The organism is Bacillus sp. PK6-025 (genome assembly GCF_056530265.1).
This window is the reverse complement of sequence record NZ_CP096509.1, coordinates 1,490,524-1,507,087: the sequence shown is the minus strand read 5'-3', so window position 1 is coordinate 1,507,087 and position 16,564 is coordinate 1,490,524. Positions and strand designations below refer to the sequence as shown.

The 16,564-nt window shown below is 46.4% G+C and carries 27 protein-coding genes; 7 read left to right on the top strand and 20 right to left on the bottom strand.

Translation table 11 applies throughout. The features are described 5' to 3' along the window. Nucleotides 1-187: 187 nt before the first annotated feature. The 4 genes from M1D67_RS07785 to M1D67_RS07770 form a co-directional block, all read right to left on the bottom strand. On the bottom strand, nt 188-343 hold the full coding sequence (locus M1D67_RS07785) for a hypothetical protein (protein WP_479831747.1): 156 nt from the start codon (nt 341-343) through the stop codon (nt 188-190). A gap of 32 nt (nt 344-375) precedes the next feature. Continuing rightward, entirely contained in the window at nt 376-564 is a 189-nt protein-coding gene (locus tag M1D67_RS07780; RefSeq protein ID WP_154059194.1) for a hypothetical protein, read from the bottom strand. 14 nt (nt 565-578) lie between these two features. After that, nucleotides 579-1,025: a hypothetical protein gene (locus M1D67_RS07775; protein WP_479831746.1), complete on the bottom strand. Its 447-nt coding sequence runs from the start codon at nt 1,023-1,025 to the stop codon at nt 579-581. Nucleotides 1,026-2,089: 1,064 nt separating this feature from the next. Beyond that, on the bottom strand, nt 2,090-2,308 hold the full coding sequence (locus M1D67_RS07770; RefSeq protein ID WP_023856046.1) for a helix-turn-helix domain-containing protein: 219 nt from the start codon (nt 2,306-2,308) through the stop codon (nt 2,090-2,092). A 305-nt stretch (nt 2,309-2,613) separates the two neighbouring features. On the opposite strand from M1D67_RS07770, the gene M1D67_RS07765 reads away from it, so the two are divergent. From M1D67_RS07765 to M1D67_RS07740, 6 genes are all read left to right on the top strand, one after another. Then, nucleotides 2,614-2,775: a hypothetical protein gene (locus M1D67_RS07765; protein ID WP_445604684.1), complete on the top strand. Its 162-nt coding sequence runs from the start codon at nt 2,614-2,616 to the stop codon at nt 2,773-2,775. After that, a complete protein-coding gene (locus M1D67_RS07760; protein WP_224145992.1) occupies nt 2,775-2,975 on the top strand; it encodes a hypothetical protein in 201 nt (66 codons plus the stop codon). The genes M1D67_RS07765 and M1D67_RS07760 overlap by 1 nt, the downstream gene beginning before the upstream one ends. Continuing rightward, nucleotides 2,968-3,300, top strand: coding sequence for a hypothetical protein (locus tag M1D67_RS07755; RefSeq protein ID WP_224145991.1), 333 nt, complete (start codon nt 2,968-2,970; stop codon nt 3,298-3,300). Before M1D67_RS07760 ends, M1D67_RS07755 begins: the two co-directional genes overlap by 8 nt. A 258-nt stretch (nt 3,301-3,558) precedes the next feature. Then, nucleotides 3,559-3,975, top strand: coding sequence for a hypothetical protein (locus tag M1D67_RS07750; RefSeq protein WP_479831745.1), 417 nt, complete (start codon nt 3,559-3,561; stop codon nt 3,973-3,975). A 95-nt stretch (nt 3,976-4,070) separates the two neighbouring features. Further along, on the top strand, nt 4,071-4,880 hold the full coding sequence (locus M1D67_RS07745) for an ATP-dependent DNA ligase (RefSeq protein WP_479831744.1): 810 nt from the start codon (nt 4,071-4,073) through the stop codon (nt 4,878-4,880). A gap of 47 nt (nt 4,881-4,927) precedes the next feature. After that, complete coding sequence (locus M1D67_RS07740) at nt 4,928-5,101, top strand: DUF8096 family protein (protein WP_149169434.1); 174 nt, start codon at nt 4,928-4,930, stop codon at nt 5,099-5,101. A gap of 256 nt (nt 5,102-5,357) precedes the next feature. On the opposite strand, the gene M1D67_RS07735 is transcribed toward M1D67_RS07740, so the two are convergent. The 4 genes from M1D67_RS07735 to M1D67_RS07720 form a co-directional block, all read right to left on the bottom strand. After that, a complete protein-coding gene (locus tag M1D67_RS07735; protein WP_216920456.1) occupies nt 5,358-5,894 on the bottom strand; it encodes a hypothetical protein in 537 nt (178 codons plus the stop codon). A gap of 235 nt (nt 5,895-6,129) precedes the next feature. After that, complete coding sequence (locus M1D67_RS07730; RefSeq protein WP_479831743.1) at nt 6,130-6,930, bottom strand: hypothetical protein; 801 nt, start codon at nt 6,928-6,930, stop codon at nt 6,130-6,132. 88 nt (nt 6,931-7,018) lie between these two features. Beyond that, nucleotides 7,019-7,507 (bottom strand): hypothetical protein, encoded by a 489-nt coding sequence (locus M1D67_RS07725; protein ID WP_479831742.1) that lies wholly within the window; start codon nt 7,505-7,507, stop codon nt 7,019-7,021. Continuing rightward, complete coding sequence (locus M1D67_RS07720) at nt 7,500-7,739, bottom strand: sigma factor-like helix-turn-helix DNA-binding protein (RefSeq protein ID WP_479831741.1); 240 nt, start codon at nt 7,737-7,739, stop codon at nt 7,500-7,502. The genes M1D67_RS07725 and M1D67_RS07720 overlap by 8 nt, the downstream gene beginning before the upstream one ends. A 228-nt stretch (nt 7,740-7,967) precedes the next feature. Between M1D67_RS07720 and M1D67_RS07715 the strand changes: the two genes are divergently transcribed. Beyond that, entirely contained in the window at nt 7,968-8,345 is a 378-nt protein-coding gene (locus tag M1D67_RS07715; protein ID WP_479831740.1) for a hypothetical protein, read from the top strand. Here M1D67_RS07715 and M1D67_RS07710 read toward each other — a convergent pair. From M1D67_RS07710 to M1D67_RS07655, 12 genes are all read right to left on the bottom strand, one after another. Continuing rightward, nucleotides 8,334-8,894, bottom strand: a complete 561-nt coding sequence (locus M1D67_RS07710; protein WP_479831739.1) for an AAA family ATPase — start codon at nt 8,892-8,894, stop codon at nt 8,334-8,336. The two genes, M1D67_RS07715 and M1D67_RS07710, sit on opposite strands and share 12 nt — an antisense overlap. Next, a complete protein-coding gene (locus tag M1D67_RS07705) occupies nt 8,891-9,805 on the bottom strand; it encodes a hypothetical protein (RefSeq protein ID WP_479831738.1) in 915 nt (304 codons plus the stop codon). Before M1D67_RS07705 ends, M1D67_RS07710 begins: the two co-directional genes overlap by 4 nt. Next, nucleotides 9,806-10,021 (bottom strand): hypothetical protein, encoded by a 216-nt coding sequence (locus M1D67_RS07700; protein ID WP_479831737.1) that lies wholly within the window; start codon nt 10,019-10,021, stop codon nt 9,806-9,808. Next, nucleotides 10,022-10,303, bottom strand: a complete 282-nt coding sequence (locus tag M1D67_RS07695; protein WP_023856061.1) for a hypothetical protein — start codon at nt 10,301-10,303, stop codon at nt 10,022-10,024. Between the two features lie 17 nt (nt 10,304-10,320). Continuing rightward, the gene (locus M1D67_RS07690; RefSeq protein WP_479831736.1) at nt 10,321-10,899 is read right to left on the bottom strand and encodes a 3D domain-containing protein; all 579 of its coding nucleotides are present in this window, start codon (nt 10,897-10,899) and stop codon (nt 10,321-10,323) included. Beyond that, nucleotides 10,872-11,567 carry an FAD-dependent thymidylate synthase gene (gene thyX / locus M1D67_RS07685; RefSeq protein WP_479831735.1) on the bottom strand — a complete coding sequence of 232 codons (696 nt, stop codon included), beginning with the start codon at nt 11,565-11,567 and terminating at the stop codon, nt 10,872-10,874. Before thyX ends, M1D67_RS07690 begins: the two co-directional genes overlap by 28 nt. Before the next feature lie 135 nt (nt 11,568-11,702). Then, nucleotides 11,703-12,266: a dUTP diphosphatase gene (locus M1D67_RS07680; RefSeq protein ID WP_479831842.1), complete on the bottom strand. Its 564-nt coding sequence runs from the start codon at nt 12,264-12,266 to the stop codon at nt 11,703-11,705. Continuing rightward, nucleotides 12,263-12,415 (bottom strand): hypothetical protein, encoded by a 153-nt coding sequence (locus M1D67_RS07675; protein ID WP_479831734.1) that lies wholly within the window; start codon nt 12,413-12,415, stop codon nt 12,263-12,265. Before M1D67_RS07675 ends, M1D67_RS07680 begins: the two co-directional genes overlap by 4 nt. Nucleotides 12,416-12,464: 49 nt before the next feature. Further along, nucleotides 12,465-13,379: a class 1b ribonucleoside-diphosphate reductase subunit beta gene (gene nrdF, locus M1D67_RS07670; RefSeq protein WP_479831841.1), complete on the bottom strand. Its 915-nt coding sequence runs from the start codon at nt 13,377-13,379 to the stop codon at nt 12,465-12,467. A 54-nt stretch (nt 13,380-13,433) separates the two neighbouring features. Then, nucleotides 13,434-13,607 (bottom strand): hypothetical protein, encoded by a 174-nt coding sequence (locus M1D67_RS07665; protein ID WP_479831733.1) that lies wholly within the window; start codon nt 13,605-13,607, stop codon nt 13,434-13,436. Nucleotides 13,608-13,626: 19 nt separating this feature from the next. Continuing rightward, complete coding sequence (nrdE, locus tag M1D67_RS07660; RefSeq protein ID WP_479831732.1) at nt 13,627-15,744, bottom strand: class 1b ribonucleoside-diphosphate reductase subunit alpha; 2,118 nt, start codon at nt 15,742-15,744, stop codon at nt 13,627-13,629. Continuing rightward, entirely contained in the window at nt 15,734-16,558 is an 825-nt protein-coding gene (locus M1D67_RS07655) for a DNA-methyltransferase (RefSeq protein ID WP_274685694.1), read from the bottom strand. The genes nrdE and M1D67_RS07655 overlap by 11 nt, the downstream gene beginning before the upstream one ends. Nucleotides 16,559-16,564: the final 6 nt, after the last annotated feature.

The following is a 16,564-nucleotide window of genomic DNA, read 5'->3' as shown; positions in this document are numbered from 1 at the left end:
AGGATCGCCTGCGCACCGGAAGGCCCGTAAGCAACGCAAGCACAAAAAGAGCGACCCTTATTCGGATCGCCCTCGTTCTGATTGCGTATAAAAATACACGAAATTAGCGCTTCTAACCGTTCCCCTACCGAATACCCTCGACGAAGGCTAAGACGTCTAGTTTCGTGTGATTTGAGCGTGAAAATCGTTATTTCCCTTTAGCTCGAATAGTTAGCGTTGTATCTCGTTCGTAAAACTCATCATCGATGTCTGTGTCTACGGAAAAATTAACGCAATCCTGTTCGAGCAGCTTTTCGAATACTTTTCGCAGATGCGTTTTCTCCTCCTCGGTTAGCTTCGCCATGTTATCGTCTCCTTTTCGCTTTGTATTCGTCATTAACGGGAAACATTCACCGTGATTACCGTGAACAGGTCATCTGCATATTGTTTAATACCGTTCTCGTCGGTATAGAATGACGCAGTTGTTTGACGAGTTACGTCCTCGATTTCGTACTTATCGTCTTCCAGATACGAATTTAAAAGCGCAATGACTTCACTTAACATATCTCGTTCTGATTTTCGCAATAAGTCCGCCCCCTTTACGCTTTGTATTCGTCAATTACTTCGCAAATATACGCATCAACACCGTTACGCGCTTCGTTCATAATCCGTTCAACGTAATCGGCGAGTGCATCTTCGTAATTGTCGTGAATCGCTTGACCTGCGTCGCAATAGTCGCTGAAGACTGCGTATTTTAAACCCGTTCCATCGATTTCCTTACGCAGTATCTTTAACGCCCACTCCGCGCCTTTTAAGAAATCGCCAGTAACCCCGAAAAATGACGCATCTTCAAATACGCGCCCTAATCGATCAACCGCTCCTTTAGGCGGCGTGCTTCCGACAATCTCGATTGGTGATTCCGGAAGATTATCCGCGAAATGGATTTCGACAAAATAACCGTCCCTTGTGATCCGTTCTTTGACTACATCCGCATCGTCTTTAAGTCTCGATAACTTCTCGGTTATGTTTTCGATTGCTTGCGTCATGACAGCGCCTCCTTATCGTTTATGTATTCCGAAATGACCCTTCGGATTTAAAATTTTGCGAGAAAATTGCCGGCGTCCGGCACGGCTTTTTCCGATCGGACCTCCCCCGCCCCCTTCCGTTTTTCCGGTCGGTGACGCCGTTGTTTATGCATATCGATGTATTTCGTATTCATTTTTAGTTTACATAATTCCCGCTATCGGAAGTTGTTTAATCGCTCAACACGCGTCACGACTGCGTTTGTGAACTGCGCAGTTTACTTTGTTATGCACGTTTTTATACATCGTAGTACTGGCGCGGCTTCAGGCCGTTTCACAATCGCTTTATTACGCTAAAATTTCGTATATAGTTAACGGTGTGAACCATCGCCTTCCGAGGGTCGAGGTTTTCGAAGGGTCTCCGTCATGAAGCGCGAGGCTGATATACAGGCGGCCTACCCTCCGACCTCCGTAACGTCCTATATCCGAATCCTCCCGTATCCCTTCCTATATATCTACGTTCTCCTCTTCGGTGTTACAATCGCATAATAAAACGCCTTGCTATTCGTTCAGCAAAGCGTTAGGTTTACGTTATGTTACACGTCCTTCTATTACGTATAGACAACTACGGACATTTTTTATACGGTATTAGCGTTGTATTAACGCCATTCTTTCGTATGTTTTAAAACCTAGCGACCACTCCGTCGCTTACGCTCCTCCGTGTCCGCGGATATTATTAAGACCTTTATCGCGATACAATTATTTATACAATATACATGATTGCGTTTCTGCGGGGCGGAGTGAAACGTAGTTCCCGCTAGTCTTCGGATTCAGAAGACTAAGAAGTGATTACGGACTCAAAATCGCTGTATCCCTTGCGGCTGTAAGCACGAACCCCATTTTCGGTTGTGCGAATAAAGTCGTGTTTTTGGCCGATTTGTGCGAATAAGATCGTGTTCATTATCAATTACGTTATTCTAATTGAGAATATGTCGGTAATCATCCGCCATCTCGCCGTCATATTAATCGCATTATCATTCATATAAACGTATAAATATACGATATCAACACGAAAAAATAGACGCCAATCATTCGTCAGCGTCTTCGTCTAGGTCGATAAGCTCCCGTATATCCGATATATTCAACGCGGTTGCAATCCGGCTAAGGTGGTCGAGCTGCACCCGTTCCTTAATCCCGCGACATAGTTCGCTGATGGCAGACGGCCTTATTCCGGTTAGCTCTGCGAGTTCCTTCTGCGTCATATTCTTCCGATCAAGTAGCTCAGCTATCTTTAATTTAACGATCATTTGCCGGCACCTCCTGCGATTATTATAACGTAAAAACGATATTTTTGTAAATAACGCATTGACGTTATAACGGTTATGCGTTATAATTAAGGTAACGAAAGGAGGTGAACGTAATTGATTGACACCGTAATGAAGCTTTCGGCAATCATCGCAACTTGGCTCGGAATTCTAAAAATCGTCTTAGAAATCCGGAAGATGCGTAAAGACACCGAAAGTAAAAAGCGACGGCCTCCTACCACGAAGCACCGTCGCCGAACATAAGCTACGAGGGGCATTTCGCCCCTTGTCAATCAATTATAACACGAATGAATCGAATTGATACTACGGAAATTTTGTTAATCGTCGTCTTGCTCGCCTGGATTGCGGATATGAACTTCGGCCGGCTTTCCGTCCTGGACTGCGTCGGCCTCGGCTCAGCTGTCGTTTTTATCGCGCTTCTATTCTTTAGATCGAGGAGGAATCGGTAATGACGCTTTATATAAAACGCTTGTGGTCCGACACACCGCCGCTGAAGCCGCAGCAGGCCGATCAACTTCTCGATCTATATCAACGCCCTATTACGTCATTTAAAGACGCAGGCAAAGCGTATCAGATCGGCTTCAATACGGCACTTACGTGTCTCGGCTATTTAATCGCAACCAAATACGGAGGTAATGACGATGAATAAAACGAAACTTTTAACGGCCATCCTCGGCCTATCAATCGCAGGAAACGCGGCTCTCGGAATCTACGCCGCCAAACTAAACGAAGATGTCGATATTGCTTATCGCGTGGCTGACGACATGGCAGCCGAAGCCAAGGACGCCCAAGAAACGGTTGAACGCGAATATATTGTCGAAGGTAAAGACTATGCGGTATCAGCGGACGACGGCGGCTTCTCCTTCGACCCGGCAGCCACAGACGCAAAGCCAGGCGATCGGATCAGCGTTACTTTTACGAAGGATCAATACGAAAATGGCAGCGGATTTAAAGCGATTAAGGTTATCGAATAACACACGAAATAAGACGCTAAGGAGCCGCCGATACCTAATATACCCGAAATAGCTTCCGGCGGCTCCTGCGCTTTAATTTCGTGGTAAAATTTTCGTTTACAAAAAAGGATTAACAAGGCAATTATGCTATAATATAACTATACTACGAATAGGACACATGAGGAATTCGACTGCGAGAGGAGAGAGTACCATGTCAGACACATAATCCAGTTTTTCAAACTCGGAAAATCCAAAAAATATATAAGGGGGTGATTAATAATGGCAAACAAAGAAAAGTCGAAACAACTGCTTGAAAGTTTACGAAATAAATATCAAATAGAGATTAACACATTCAAGGTTTTCAAAATAATAAAAAGACATTTGCTTAACTTCCAAGAGATGATGGAAAGGGCTTTAATTTCTAAAGTATCTGAAAGCAAAGTCTGTTTTGACCCTGAAACAGATGAAAACGAGATATCATTAATACTAGATGGAAAAACAGCAAGTATAAAATACGAAGGTAGTAAGATTATCGCAAATAGATTAGATCAACCTGATGATACATACGTAAAAATTGAAGTAAAAGGAAGCGACAGTATCTGGGTTGTACGAAGTAGCCAACAAGACAAAGAGAACATTCAGTCTGCTCAGCTATTTAACATTATAATGGAAGAGCTATTCTATGATATAAAATAGAGCTAACGGAATAATTTACCGCAACCGAATCGCTTTGTCTCGGCGGACTCTTACTATATCATTATAGTAACTACGCTGAAACGAGGTGATTCTTTTTGTTTATTTCGCCCATGCTGCTTGAATCCGCAAAGGATCCGTTTAACTCTGACGACTATATCACGGAAACCAAATTCGACGGCATCCGTCTGATCGCGTCCAGGAATAACGGTTTAATCCGTCTCTACACACGCCACAACAACGAAGTCACCGCTAAATTCCCGGAATTATTAACGCTCGACATCCCGGAAGGCACCGTGCTAGACGGCGAGCTTATTGTGCCTGGATCGACAGGCGCCGGCGATTTCGAGGCCGTCATGGAACGGTTCCAGTCGCGAAAAAGTTATCATCCAATAGTATTTTGCGTTTTTGATATCCTGCGGATAGAAGGCGTGACCGTTACGTCCAGGCCACTACATAAACGAAAAGAATTGCTGGCCGGTCTTAAAATCGATCATCCTAACGTTAAAATAGTCGAAGGTGTTCGAGGCCACGCTGCGGATTATTTCGAATTGGTCCGCGAAAATAAGATCGAGGGCATCGTTATGAAGCGTGTAGACGCGCCGTATGCAGAAAATAAGCGATCGAACCGCTGGCTGAAGATCGTAAACTACGAATATACTGACGTTTTGATTACAGGTCTTCGCAAGGAAGACAATGCGTTGCTGCTTTCATACCTGGACGGCCAGTATGCCGGCGTGATGGAATTTATGCCGTATGGTGAGCGGCGGAAGCTACATGCGGATAGAGTAATCGTGGAGGAAACGGAGAGGTATGCCTATATCGAGCCGATTGGGTGCCGCGTTAAGCACCGGTTCAAGACGAAAAACGGCTTGCTTCGGATCCCGTCGTTCCATGAATGGCGTTGAATGTGTCGGTCATTTATCGTATTCTAATAGTTGGAGGTTGAGGCCGAATGGTTTACGAAACAAAAGGATACGACATAACGATTATATACGACTACAAGGAATATCCGGATGTTCATTATGGCCGCTGCGACAACTGTGATTATACGCTGTTTAAAAGCTCGGTGAAGGACGGAATTTTCCTTCGGGAGTGCCGCAGATGCGGTATGAAGAAGAGTATATGACGTAACGGGACCTTTTCCTGTGTTGGAAATTGTTTGGATTATATGCTATAATAAGTTAACAACTAAATAAAATTCAAGCAAGAAAGGATAGTCACAATGGGTGCATTATACTTATCGCTGTATTTTATTGGTGGCTTAACTTTGTCCGGCTTAATTACGGTTTACGGTTTGAAAAAACTTTTTAAAAGTCTTCAAGAGCTAGAGCTTATCAAAAAATAAGAGGGCAGTTTTACCGCCCTCTTATTTTTTTTTTTTTTTACCAATGCCCTGTTATTTTACATGCTTCTTTTATGCTTTTATGTTTTTTACCGAGGGCATGGCATGCTTTATAAGCGCCATATTCATACATATCAGAAATAAATTGTTGAGCTAAAGTTACTCCGCAAAGTGTGACAAATACCGCGTACATAGCAGCAGTCAATTTTTCCTTAAAACCGGCAATCTCGAAAGTTGTAGTTTTTTCTTTTTTCGCTTGCTCCTTAGCTTGAGGCACTTCTTTTAACGTCTTTTCAATTTGTTGGCTTGAACTACTTTTTACAAATTCTTTTAAATTAGTAATTTCAATAGCATTTAGACCGAAGTCTTGAGCTACTTTAGTGTCGACTTCATAACCAGAACCCTTTTTCACAATAGAGTTCTCCAAAGCGTCTAAAATAGATATGTACTTATCCTTTTCAACACTTAATGTCCCCTTACTTGAAGCAAAAGCATAGCTAACTGACGGCATTGTAAAAGCTAAAAACAACACAAAACTTAAAACGGTCGCGACAATGCTCACTACTCTCTTACTCAAAACAAAAGTCCCCTTTCTATTATTTGTAACTTTATTCTAAACTAGAATACGATGATTTTCAACATTATTTCCCTTATTTTATATTTTTTGCTATTAATATATAATTGTTAAATGATTCATTTTCATGACTAGGCAGAATTTATTCTGGTCATTACTTTCACTTTTTACACACGCAAGTAACAGAGGAATTGAAAACTAATAAAGGCGCCATAATTGGCGCCCTCTTTTCGTTCATCTACGGCTTCTTAACGTTAAACATCGCAAGCAGCGTCTTGTCTGGCGTCTTGGATTGCCGATAAAACACGTTAGGATTGAACGTATATCGCTCCGGCTCGCCACCGACCTTTATTCGCGCGACAACGAATTCACCGTCGAATTTCATCTGCTTCAGGCGTCGGCCGAGCGTGTCGGGCGTCACTCCGATCGCTGCCGCAAGCTCTTTCTTATTGAACCACCGTATATACTTCGGATTCTTTTCGAAAGGATTCTCGCAAAGAGCGTTTGTTTCGTAGTGGACGAACGGCAGCATTCGGTAGATCAGTCCGATGTCTGTCGCCTTCACTTCGCTGTATACCTTCTTGATCTTCGCGGTATATAATTTGACAACGTACTGGCTGCCGAAATTGCCCTTGAAATGATAGCGTTCGTTCACCGAATAGTCGCCGCCCTCTTCCCGGATAATACCGTGCGCAGTACAGGCGCTCAGGAAATCGTAGAACGTTCTCGGCTTTTTCGCGAGCTGTAGAACGGAAATCATATCCGCCGTGGTCATCGGAGTTTTATCCCGGCTGGATCTAACGAGAACACCGTTATAGTCAACGTAGCATTGCAGCAGCATCAGATAGCCGCATTGTGCCGTTGTGAGAGCGTCATATACTTCGTGAATGTTCGGCATATTGGCGTTAGAAAAGTCGCGCCTATCCGTCGTCTGCTTTTGCTGTTCCCGGAAGGCTTCGTCTTGGTTCCGGTGTCTAAGCGTGTAGTCTGTCGATAGATCCTCACCTGTATCTGCGTTTACTACTCGTAATCTCTTCAAAATATCGTCTCCTTTTTCGCAAAATAAAAGAGCGCGGATGTGGCGCCTTCATAACGTATAGACAGCTAAACGGGTAAAATTATCGGGTTTAATAAGAAATTTTTTCGCCGGTTTCAATATTGATCGTGAACTGCCCCGGAGATCTTCCCTTTACGAAATCGTTATAACGGCTTCTTCGTTCTTTATTTCGCGCCCTGGCCGCCCTATCAACGAACTTTTCCTCGTATGAAGAGCGTTTTCTTCGCGTTGGAACTTTATAATTTCGGCCATCTGCCCCGTACTCTTCGGCAAGTTTTTCGGAGGCCTCCGACTTGATGCGCTCTTCTCGCTGCGTTTCGCTCATGATCGGGTACTCTTCGCGAGCCATTTTATCCGGGTGTGGGTTCGCTAGCTCTTCGTAGATTACAAGATTCGCCATACGTTCAAGCACGATAGAATCCGGATGCTCTCCGACTGCATCAAAATAAGCGTCGGCCAGCGCAGTGATTTCCTCGATACGTTGGATCCGGTCAAGCTCTCCGGCCTTCGTTCGCTGCTGTAATTCCGTAATCATTTCGTGCAGTAGCGCTTTATCCATGAATTCGTCCTCCCATCGAGTATCCTTCGTTGTGTCCCGCCCAATAATAGTAGATATCTGCGATTGAATCAGCCGCACGGTCAATCGCTTCACTAACGTTTTTCTGAGCGATCCCCATCCGTTTCCCCGCCTCGACTTGCGTCAGGTCTTCGAAATATACGAGCCGGATAGCTTCGCGTTGTCTGTCGGTCAGATCCGCAAGCTCAACCGCGTTGTGCAGATCGAGAAGCACTTCGGCAGCTTCGTATTCTCCGAGTCGTTTGCGGCTGACGAACTTCGGATAATCGGAGAGCAGCGTTTTAACACCCTCCGCATTGTCTAGCGCATATGTCGCTTCAAATTCGCGATCCTTTCGGTGAAGATCGATTTTTACTTTTCCGATAACAACCGCCTCCTATCGTTTGACTTTCGCCCTCATTTCGTCTAAAATTTACATATAAAATAATCGAGGTGAAATCGCATGGTAATTAATTGGATTTCCTCGCGTAATGAAGAATCGTACATAACGCTGGATTCACAGCAACGAATATACATATCAGCCCGAGCGCGGGAAATTATCGGGCTTCCTAAAAATGCTCCATTCCTCTTAACAATCGGATACGACCCCGATGAAAACCGTATTATAGTCGCAAAGCCCGAAAACGTTAAGACCGATTCGGCTCCGTTTAAGTTCGATAAACGCTCGTATAATAAGTCAGCTCGCAAGGTGCTCGGAGCTGCTGGATTTAGCAAAAAGGATCTTCCGCTACGGTTTTTTATGATCGGCGACGGTGAAGCGTCTAAACAGCCGTACCTAGCCTATCCGAAAGGCACGTATGCGTTTCAGTTAGACGACTAGCTCCGCCATAATCGCGTCCAGCTTCTCGTATAGCTCTTCCGGCGTGCCTACGTTCTCAACTTCGTAATCAACTTCGAAACTTTCAACGGCAAGCTCAGTCGGATGCTCCAAGTCGGCAAGATCGAATTGATCGCCGGCTTTTTTAGCGCGTTCAATACGGATATCGGCCGGTGCTGTTATGCGGATAAATACGAAACCTTCGTCCTTCAACCGCCTGTATTCGTTAGGCTGGCGGCAGTCATCGATGATCACGCGATTCTTTAGCGCTGTATTGCCGCAGTCGCAAGGATGGCGGTCGAGATAGGCGGCTATTTTCGGCATGAGGGCGTCGATCCATACGTCCTCTCCGAAGGCTTCCCGCGCCCACTGTCCGAACTTCTGATAATGAGCGCGCGGCTTCGGATTTCGCGGAACGTGAGGGAATGCACGGTGGAATGCGTCCTTTAGTTCGTCGCCGAATGCGAACGGCTGGAAATCGTAGTGAAGCGAGATGTACGATGCGGCAAGCGACTTGCCTGCGCGAAGTGGTGCGGTGAGGGCGATTTTCATCGGCGTTCTCTCATTTCGTTAAGAAGTGCGATAACTTCTTCGGCAGTGAACAAGCGCGTATCTGAGTCGGATTCGAGGTGCGCCACCTCTCCGTCCGTTTCCTTTGCGGCATATTTCAGCGCCTCCAATTCTTCGCCGTGCCTCCGGTTGTCTTTGTGCAGCGTGTCGATCTCGTCTTTCATACGCTTCATTTCTTCGTACACATAACTGTCCATCTCCTCGTTTTCCGCGCGATCATGTTCGACTTTTTCTTCTAACGCAGCGATATCGTGGCGGATGTCCGAATCAGCATTCCGCAGCTCAGCGATTCTTCCCGGCCCCATTTCGTTCCATCCGAGATCTTCCTTGATCCGTTTATTCTCGCGTTCCAATTCCGCAACACGCGTCGCTAGGTTAGCGATAACGTCGATCGGGTCGGATGGCTGCGGTTCTTCTTCGGAGGATTCGACCGGGACGAGGACGCGATGCTCTCTTCTGAAAATTAAACGCCCACATTCCGTTAATCCATCGCCACGTGACCACGACTCACCAATCGTGAATACATCGCCGTTCGAATACGGATCTTCTGACTGAACATCAGCGTTGACAATAACGATCTTCTCGCCTTCCTCCGCCTTTCGATCGACCATTTCGTAGCGCTCCCCGTCAATGTGGACGACGTTGGTCGGTTCGAGGACGTTGTATTCTTCATCATAGATGCACTTTCCACAGGCTGTTCTAACGCTTGCCGATCGTTTTGTTGCCAAATCAAAAATGTCGCCGTTGTGGTATTTTCCGAAGGATAGGATCGCATCAACAATAACGATCTTCTCGCCTCCCTCCGCCTTCCTATCGACCTCTACATATTCTCGTTTGATGCCGCCAAGTGATTCGTCAGCCAATACGTGGATTTTTTCGTTAGTTTTCGTCATTTATTCCGCCTCCTTAAAAGGTGCTTCTGGGATATCATCCGGAATTTTTGGCGCAGTGTATTTGCAGAAGATCGTTGCTTTGTCGGATTCTAGTGCGTAGGGATGAACCATTTTAGCGGGTACTGTCGCGACGAACATCCATCCTTTATCGATTCTTCCGGCAATCGACTCTTTATCGGCATACTCACGTGTAATAACAACATCAAATTCGAGCATTTATTCGTCCTCCCATACGTAATGTAACGGGTTATATCCGGACCAGGTATCGCCTAATACTGCGGATACCTTTGCAACTGTTTCCGGATCTATTTCCACCTTTCGGATTTCGCCCTCTTTGACTTCGCCATAAATTTCGTTGTGTTTACCGAGGATTTCTCCAAAATCGATTACCTCTCCGATTAAATCAGCGACTTTCGCTTCTGTCGCAACGAAAAGCCCTTCTACAACTCCGTAACCGAATCTCCATCCGAATTTCCACAAGTATTTAGTTTCGTCCATATCCGATCGCCCTCCCGTTATTTAATAACTCGCAATTCTACCGACTGCCGGCCGAACTGTAATGCGTCGGCTTCATTTGCGACCAACAGATCGAGTCGTGCGCCTTTAATCGCGCCTCCCGTGTCGATCGCCTTCGCCCGAAAGCTAGAACCGTCAGCGAGCCGGACTTCAACCGTAGAGCCAAGCGCAATCACAGATGGATCGACCGCTATGACGCGTGCTCCTTCGTAATAGATCGAATGGCTGACGTCGACTCCCGTTTTGGTGATGCCGGAGCAGCCTTCCGCACAGAATGCCGTGTAAGCTGTCGCGGTGAAAGTCCGCCATGCTGACGTTTTAGTGGCGGTCGGCTTCTTCGCTTTCTTCAGCGCCCTAATTTCGTCCTCAAGCGCCTGTATCTCCGCGTCCTTTTTCGTTAGCTCTTTCGTTAATTCTCTGTTGCGCGATTCAGCCGATTGGATGGCGGCCTGCTCTGGCGTTATCCTTGGCGGTTCTAGCGGCTGATCTGCCGGACAATGGCCGGAGAATAGCTGCGCTGTTAGCGTGAAATTCGTTAGGATACCGATGCTTACACCTCCGTTTTGACCAATTCGCAAATGCTGACGGGAAATTTCGGTTTGACTAACTCGTAGACAGCTTTCGCGTACTCTTGAATTTCGACTTGACTATCGTGTGCCAGGCGTTGGTTTAGAAAATGCGCGACCGATTGAAGCGATGCCGTCCAGTAGTAGCGTACGTACATTCCGTAAGCCGGGAGGAATAGACGCGCTTGTTCGGCGCAAACACCCGATTTCATTGCCCGTTCATATAAACGCTCACCGAATGCAACGAAATCGAGTAGATCTTGCGTGGCTATTTTGCCTTGGCTTTCCGGCAGTGTTTCGCCGCTTCCTTGCTTCGAATTTTCCGGGGCAGATCGCCATTCATCCGCCTGTGGAATGTAAAACGTAGGCTCTTCGGTAACATAGCGCCGACTCGATTCGTTCCAAGCGTCCATTGTGTGATCGGACCCGACGATATATTTCCAGTGCTGGCGCGCAACCATCAGCGGAGCATAGATTTCGAATTGAACCGTCGCATGTCGGAATGGTGACGTATGGCCTTCCCGCGCAAGGAATTTAATGAGCCGGATGTCCTTTTCGGATAGATTAGTAGATTCCTTGTCGTAGGAAACGCGGGCTGAGTTCACGACGGAAAGGTCGGAGCCCATTGCGTTTGTTAGGCGGACATAGCCGTGGTCGAGCACGTCAATTTTGTCGTTCATTTAATCGTCCTCCTATATCTCCGATTTTGCTTCGAGAGCTTCCAATAATATTTCACTAATTACGCTTTCTTCTAGGGAAGTAGTTCCGTCTAGTACTTCACGACAAATTCGTATTATTTCGTTAAGGCTATCCAATTATTTCGCCCCCTTTACCCCGCTACTCCCGAATCCACCCGCACCTCGATCGCTATCGCCCAACTCGGTTACTTCCGTAAATGCCGCCTGCTCAACCGACTTAATTACGGCCTGGGCGATGCGATCTCCTTTGCGGATGAGATATGTTCCGATAGGCATCCATCGAAAGTTTTCCGGCGCTCCCTCGATCGTATCGAACAACGCACCCTCTACCGTTCGGTAGCAAGTGTCAGTTCTAACGGTGTAATTAACCGAAAAACGCTCGATTTTATGCTCCTTCTGCTCAATATTATCGACAATCACTCCGACTTCTCCCCGATAGCCCGCGTCAACTGTACCGAGCTGAACGCGAAGCTTCGTCTTCAGCGTAATGCCGGAGCGTGGTCGGATCTGCATTTCGTAGCCTTCCGGAATCTCGAACGCTAGCCCCGTTTTGACTAGCGCGGTTTCTCCCGGCTCGATAATGACGTCTTCTGCCGCAACCAGGTCGAAGCAGGCGTCTGAGGCGTGAGCATATTGCGGAATTTGTGCATCGGGTGACAGGCGTTTAATATTTACGTTCATTTCGATTTCCCCTTCCGTATTAACAAACCGCAAAACAGCGATGTGACCGCAATCATAGCGACTAGAATCTTTTCAGAATCCGTCGGATTATATTCGTTAATCCATAACAACAGCCCAATCGAAACCAGGACGCTCAATAAATAGCTCATCCGAAAACCTCCTCGTTAATAACTGCGCATATACTTTCGTAATGGCAAATTAGTCGAAATAGAAATCGTCATCCTGAAGCGCTTCGACCGTCGCCTTCTTGTATCCGTTACCCTTTGCTGCGAAGAAGTCATGCGATTTCGTCTTCGTATCAAGCCCGTTCAGCACGATCGGATTTACCGTTTCATCTTCGAAATACGGATCGAAGCCGAGGTTCATCAGCGCCTTGTTTCCGTTGTATCGCACGAACTTCTTAACGTCGTGAGTCAGTCCGACCTGATCGTAAAGATCTTCGGTGTACGCGGCCTCATTCTCGTAAAGTTCCGCAAGCAATTCGACGGTAAAGTCGCGCAATTCGATCTGAACGTCCGGTGACTGGCGGTTATATATTTCCTGCGCAAGTAAGCCGACATAGACGCCGTGGATCGCTTCGTCGCGGATAATCAAATTAATGATCTCGCCGCTGTTCATTAGCTTTCCTTGGCCGTAGAAATATAACGGATAATAAAATCCGCTGTAGAATAGGAAGCTTTCGAGATAAACCGATGCAACCATCGCCTTGTATAACGAAATGTCATTGCCAGCCTCAATCGCGTTATACAGTCCGCCAATGATTGCGGCTTTCCGCTGCAAGTAGCGATTCGTCTTCACCCATTCGAACAGTTCCGTGATTTTCTCCGTTGGCGCAAGCGTCATGAAGATGTTCGAATAGGATTTCGCATGGACTGCGTTTTCCATCATCGCCATAAAATTCAGGACGGCTTTACGTTGGTGACCGGATACCTGAGCGGCAATTAGCGGCATACCTTCGTTCCCTTGCTCCGTATCGAGCAACGTTAGACCCGCGAGCACTTTCATGTACGTATCCTGCTCGTTAGCGCCGAGGTATTTCCACGTTAGAAGGTCGCCGTTTAGCGAAATCTCTTCCGGCAGCCAAAACTGCTTAACGTTCTGTTCGTAAAACATCTGCGTGAATCCGTCTTCGTGTTGCGACCAGTTGGCCGCTGTATATTGCGTCAATTATTCGTCCTCCTCGTCATAAGCTACTTCCTCGTCTGATACGGCGCTGAAAGACCATTCGCGAGGAAAGTCTTCGTTGAATAACCAATGATCGATTTCGTGCGTCACACACGTTCCATGAATTAATTCGTCCTCGTTGTAAATCACGTAACCCTCGATTTTAACCTTTCGCATATATCCGCCTCCTCATCGTTTAGACTACGCAGCTTAAGCAACCTTCCTGCCCCGTGTCTTTTGTTCGCGCATAGTAAAGCGTCTTGATTCCTTTGTGATGCGCGTAAAGGTCAATTCGGTTTAGATCGCGCGTCGTCATCGTATCTTTTAAGAACAACGTAAATGAGATACCTTGATCGACGTGCTGCTGAATTGTCGCGATCATATCGACGACTTTGAACATATCCATGTCGTACGCTTCCTTATAGAAGAACCAATTCTTCGCGCTAAGCCCTGGCATCGGGTAATACGTCTTGGAATTTCCGTATGTCCGCTCCTCAATCCGCTCCATAATCGGCATGACTGACGCCGTAGCCGACTGAACGTACGAAATAGATCCCGTCGGTGCAATCGCGAGTCTGTACGAATGGTAAAGGCCGTGTTTGATGACATCACACATAAGATTAAACCAATCGACGACTGTTGGTATGTGTACGCCTTCGAATAGTGCTGCCACTTTATCCGTTTTCGGAGCGCAGTCGACGAACCGATCCGATTCTTCGATGACGTATTTAACGAAATACTCACCGCTCGCATACGTTGATCCTTCGAAGCCCTCGAACGTGCTACCGGTTTCTTTCGCAAGCTCCATCGATCTCACAAGCGACCAATAATTGACGAGCGCAAAGAATACGTTAGCGAAGTCCCGCGCCTCTTCCGATTCATAAGCGATCCCATTCTGCGCAAGATATCCGTGTAGATTCATCGCGCCAAGTCCGATAGAACGCATCTGACGGTTAGCCTTAGCGACTGCCGGCGCGTTCTTGATATTCGTTGATTCCGATACGATCGTCAGCGAATCGACTGCGAGCTTAACCGTATGCTCAACCGACTTGTTCGCCATGACGTTCGCAATGTTCAGCGATCCGAGATTGCACGAAATATCGAGGCCGATTGCGTCCGGTTCGCCGTAGTCGGTGTACTCCGAAACTTTGGACGCCTGAAGCACCTCGCTACAGAGATTCGAAAATTTAACCTTCGAAATGTGATTCAGCGCATGAGCCGCATTTACGTTATCTTCGAACATGATGTACGGATAGCCCGATTCGGACCGCAGAATCGCTAGCTTTTCGAGCAGTTGCCGCGGATTGATTTTGTCTTTTCGTACGTTCGGATTCTCGACGAGTTTGTCGTACATTTCTCCGATATCCATTTCGTCAAGGTGCTCGCCGTATTCCTTATAGACCGTATGCGGATAGAAAACGTATGCGTCCCGGTCTTCGCGAGCCAATTCGATAAACTTATCCGGAATGACAACGCCGATCGATAGCGTCTTGACCCGGACGTCTTCATCTGCGCTGATCTTCTTCGTATCCAGGAACGCGTCAATGTCCGCATGGAATACGTTGAGATACGCTGCGCCCGCGCCCGCTCTTGCGCCTTGCTGATCTGCATAGCGGAAGGCATTATCGAGGAGTTTCATAACTCCGACGACGCCCTTTGTTACGTTCTCGATTCCTTTAATCGATTCGCCTTTCGCGCGCAGCTTCGATAAATTCAAACTCACTCCTCCACCCATCTTCGATAGTTGCATCGCTGTTCCGATCGCCATTTGAATATCGTTTAAGGAATCGTTAACTTCGAGAAGGAAGCACGATACTAATTCACCGCGTCGCTTCCGTCCGGCATTCAAGAACGTCGGGGTGGCCGGTTGATATTCCTGCCGGATCATCATTTCCGCAAACTCGATCGCCTTGGTTGCGTCTCCTTTCGCGAAGAACAGCGAACAGATGGCGATCCGGTCTTCGTACCGTTCAAGGATCTTCTTTTTATCGTTCGTCTTGAGCGCGTAATCGTTGTAAAACTTGAACGCACTCATGAACGAAGGGAAACGGAACTTTTTCGCGTAAGCCGCCTTGTAGACCGCTTTGATCTCGTCGAACGTATACGGATCGAAGACTTCGCGCTCGTAGTAGTCGTTCTCGATCAGATAGTCGAGCTTTTCGCGCAGATCGTGGAAAAATACCGTATTCTGATTCACGTAATCTATGAAATAACTGCGGACGGCTTCGGCATCCTTTTCGAACTGAAAGCCGCCGTTCTTCCGTATCATAATTTCGTTATTAAGTTCGATATACTTCGCATGCTTATTCGTCATTGGCGTCCTCCTTAACAGTCTCTAACCGCTTGTTCGCGATACCTACATACTCTTCGCTGATCTCAAACCCTAAAAATTCTCGATTGTTTACTGCGGCCATTTTAGCTGTTGTACCGCTACCCATAAACGGATCCAAAACAATATCGTTTGGGTTAGTCCATGATAAGATGTGGTCGTTTGCCAAAGTTTCAGGAAAAATAGCAGGGTGCTGATACGCTATTGTATCTTTTGTACTTTTATTTTTGCCGGTGGAAAATCTCCAAATATTAAAACGAACTCCGTAAGGCTTTAGTAGATTTCCCTTTCTTCGTCCTTTTAATGATCCGTCACTTTGTCTCTCTCTACCCTTGATTCTTTTCTTTCCGTCAGCCCATTTATTTTTGCGATCAGTTATCAAATTTACTGTTTTTGGCTTACCTTTTGAAAGAACGAACATATACTCAAAAATTTGATAATAGCGATTCGTATCAGGAAAACTAATACTGTCTTTTTCGTATATCATCGTGTCATGCAGGTTAAATCCGATTTCTTTAAAAAATAGTGCTTGTTTGAAGGATGTGCCCGTTTCTGAGCCATTTTGAGTCCTATCTCCAATCACCCAAACAACCACACCGCCATTTTTTGTTACGCGGTATAATTCTTTAGCTGTCGCTTCGAAATCAAAATTATAGCCATTGTATGTTCTTAGATCGTCATAAGGAGGACTTGTGACGGTTAGATCGATACTGTTATCCGGAAGCAGCCGCATCCCTTCGATACAATCGCGTTGATAAATCTGATTTAATTCAAGTTCCCCGATCATCTCTTTACCCAAGAGCAT

What these genes read in the sequence shown, in the direction of transcription:
- M1D67_RS07695 (WP_023856061.1), bottom strand. Translation starts at nt 10,303, where the DNA reads ATGGACGAAACTAAATACTTGTGGAAATTCGGATGGAGATTCGGTTAC.
- nrdE (WP_479831732.1), bottom strand. Translation starts at nt 15,744, where the DNA reads ATGACGAATAAGCATGCGAAGTATATCGAACTTAATAACGAAATTATG.
- M1D67_RS07775 (WP_479831746.1), bottom strand. Translation starts at nt 1,025, where the DNA reads ATGACGCAAGCAATCGAAAACATAACCGAGAAGTTATCGAGACTTAAA.
- M1D67_RS07705 (WP_479831738.1), bottom strand. Translation starts at nt 9,805, where the DNA reads ATGACGAAAACTAACGAAAAAATCCACGTATTGGCTGACGAATCACTT.
- M1D67_RS07750 (WP_479831745.1), top strand. Translation starts at nt 3,559, where the DNA reads ATGGCAAACAAAGAAAAGTCGAAACAACTGCTTGAAAGTTTACGAAAT.
- M1D67_RS07725 (WP_479831742.1), bottom strand. Translation starts at nt 7,507, where the DNA reads ATGGATAAAGCGCTACTGCACGAAATGATTACGGAATTACAGCAGCGA.
- M1D67_RS07770 (WP_023856046.1), bottom strand. Translation starts at nt 2,308, where the DNA reads ATGATCGTTAAATTAAAGATAGCTGAGCTACTTGATCGGAAGAATATG.
- M1D67_RS07755 (WP_224145991.1), top strand. Translation starts at nt 2,968, where the DNA reads ATGAATAAAACGAAACTTTTAACGGCCATCCTCGGCCTATCAATCGCA.
- M1D67_RS07710 (WP_479831739.1), bottom strand. Translation starts at nt 8,894, where the DNA reads ATGAAAATCGCCCTCACCGCACCACTTCGCGCAGGCAAGTCGCTTGCC.
- nrdF (WP_479831841.1), bottom strand. Translation starts at nt 13,379, where the DNA reads ATGTTTTACGAACAGAACGTTAAGCAGTTTTGGCTGCCGGAAGAGATT.
- M1D67_RS07715 (WP_479831740.1), top strand. Translation starts at nt 7,968, where the DNA reads ATGGTAATTAATTGGATTTCCTCGCGTAATGAAGAATCGTACATAACG.
- M1D67_RS07700 (WP_479831737.1), bottom strand. Translation starts at nt 10,021, where the DNA reads ATGCTCGAATTTGATGTTGTTATTACACGTGAGTATGCCGATAAAGAG.
- M1D67_RS07680 (WP_479831842.1), bottom strand. Translation starts at nt 12,266, where the DNA reads ATGAACGTAAATATTAAACGCCTGTCACCCGATGCACAAATTCCGCAA.
- M1D67_RS07765 (WP_445604684.1), top strand. Translation starts at nt 2,614, where the DNA reads ATGAATCGAATTGATACTACGGAAATTTTGTTAATCGTCGTCTTGCTC.
- M1D67_RS07760 (WP_224145992.1), top strand. Translation starts at nt 2,775, where the DNA reads ATGACGCTTTATATAAAACGCTTGTGGTCCGACACACCGCCGCTGAAG.
- M1D67_RS07785 (WP_479831747.1), bottom strand. Translation starts at nt 343, where the DNA reads ATGGCGAAGCTAACCGAGGAGGAGAAAACGCATCTGCGAAAAGTATTC.
- thyX (WP_479831735.1), bottom strand. Translation starts at nt 11,567, where the DNA reads ATGAACGACAAAATTGACGTGCTCGACCACGGCTATGTCCGCCTAACA.
- M1D67_RS07740 (WP_149169434.1), top strand. Translation starts at nt 4,928, where the DNA reads ATGGTTTACGAAACAAAAGGATACGACATAACGATTATATACGACTAC.
- M1D67_RS07665 (WP_479831733.1), bottom strand. Translation starts at nt 13,607, where the DNA reads ATGCGAAAGGTTAAAATCGAGGGTTACGTGATTTACAACGAGGACGAA.
- M1D67_RS07675 (WP_479831734.1), bottom strand. Translation starts at nt 12,415, where the DNA reads ATGAGCTATTTATTGAGCGTCCTGGTTTCGATTGGGCTGTTGTTATGG.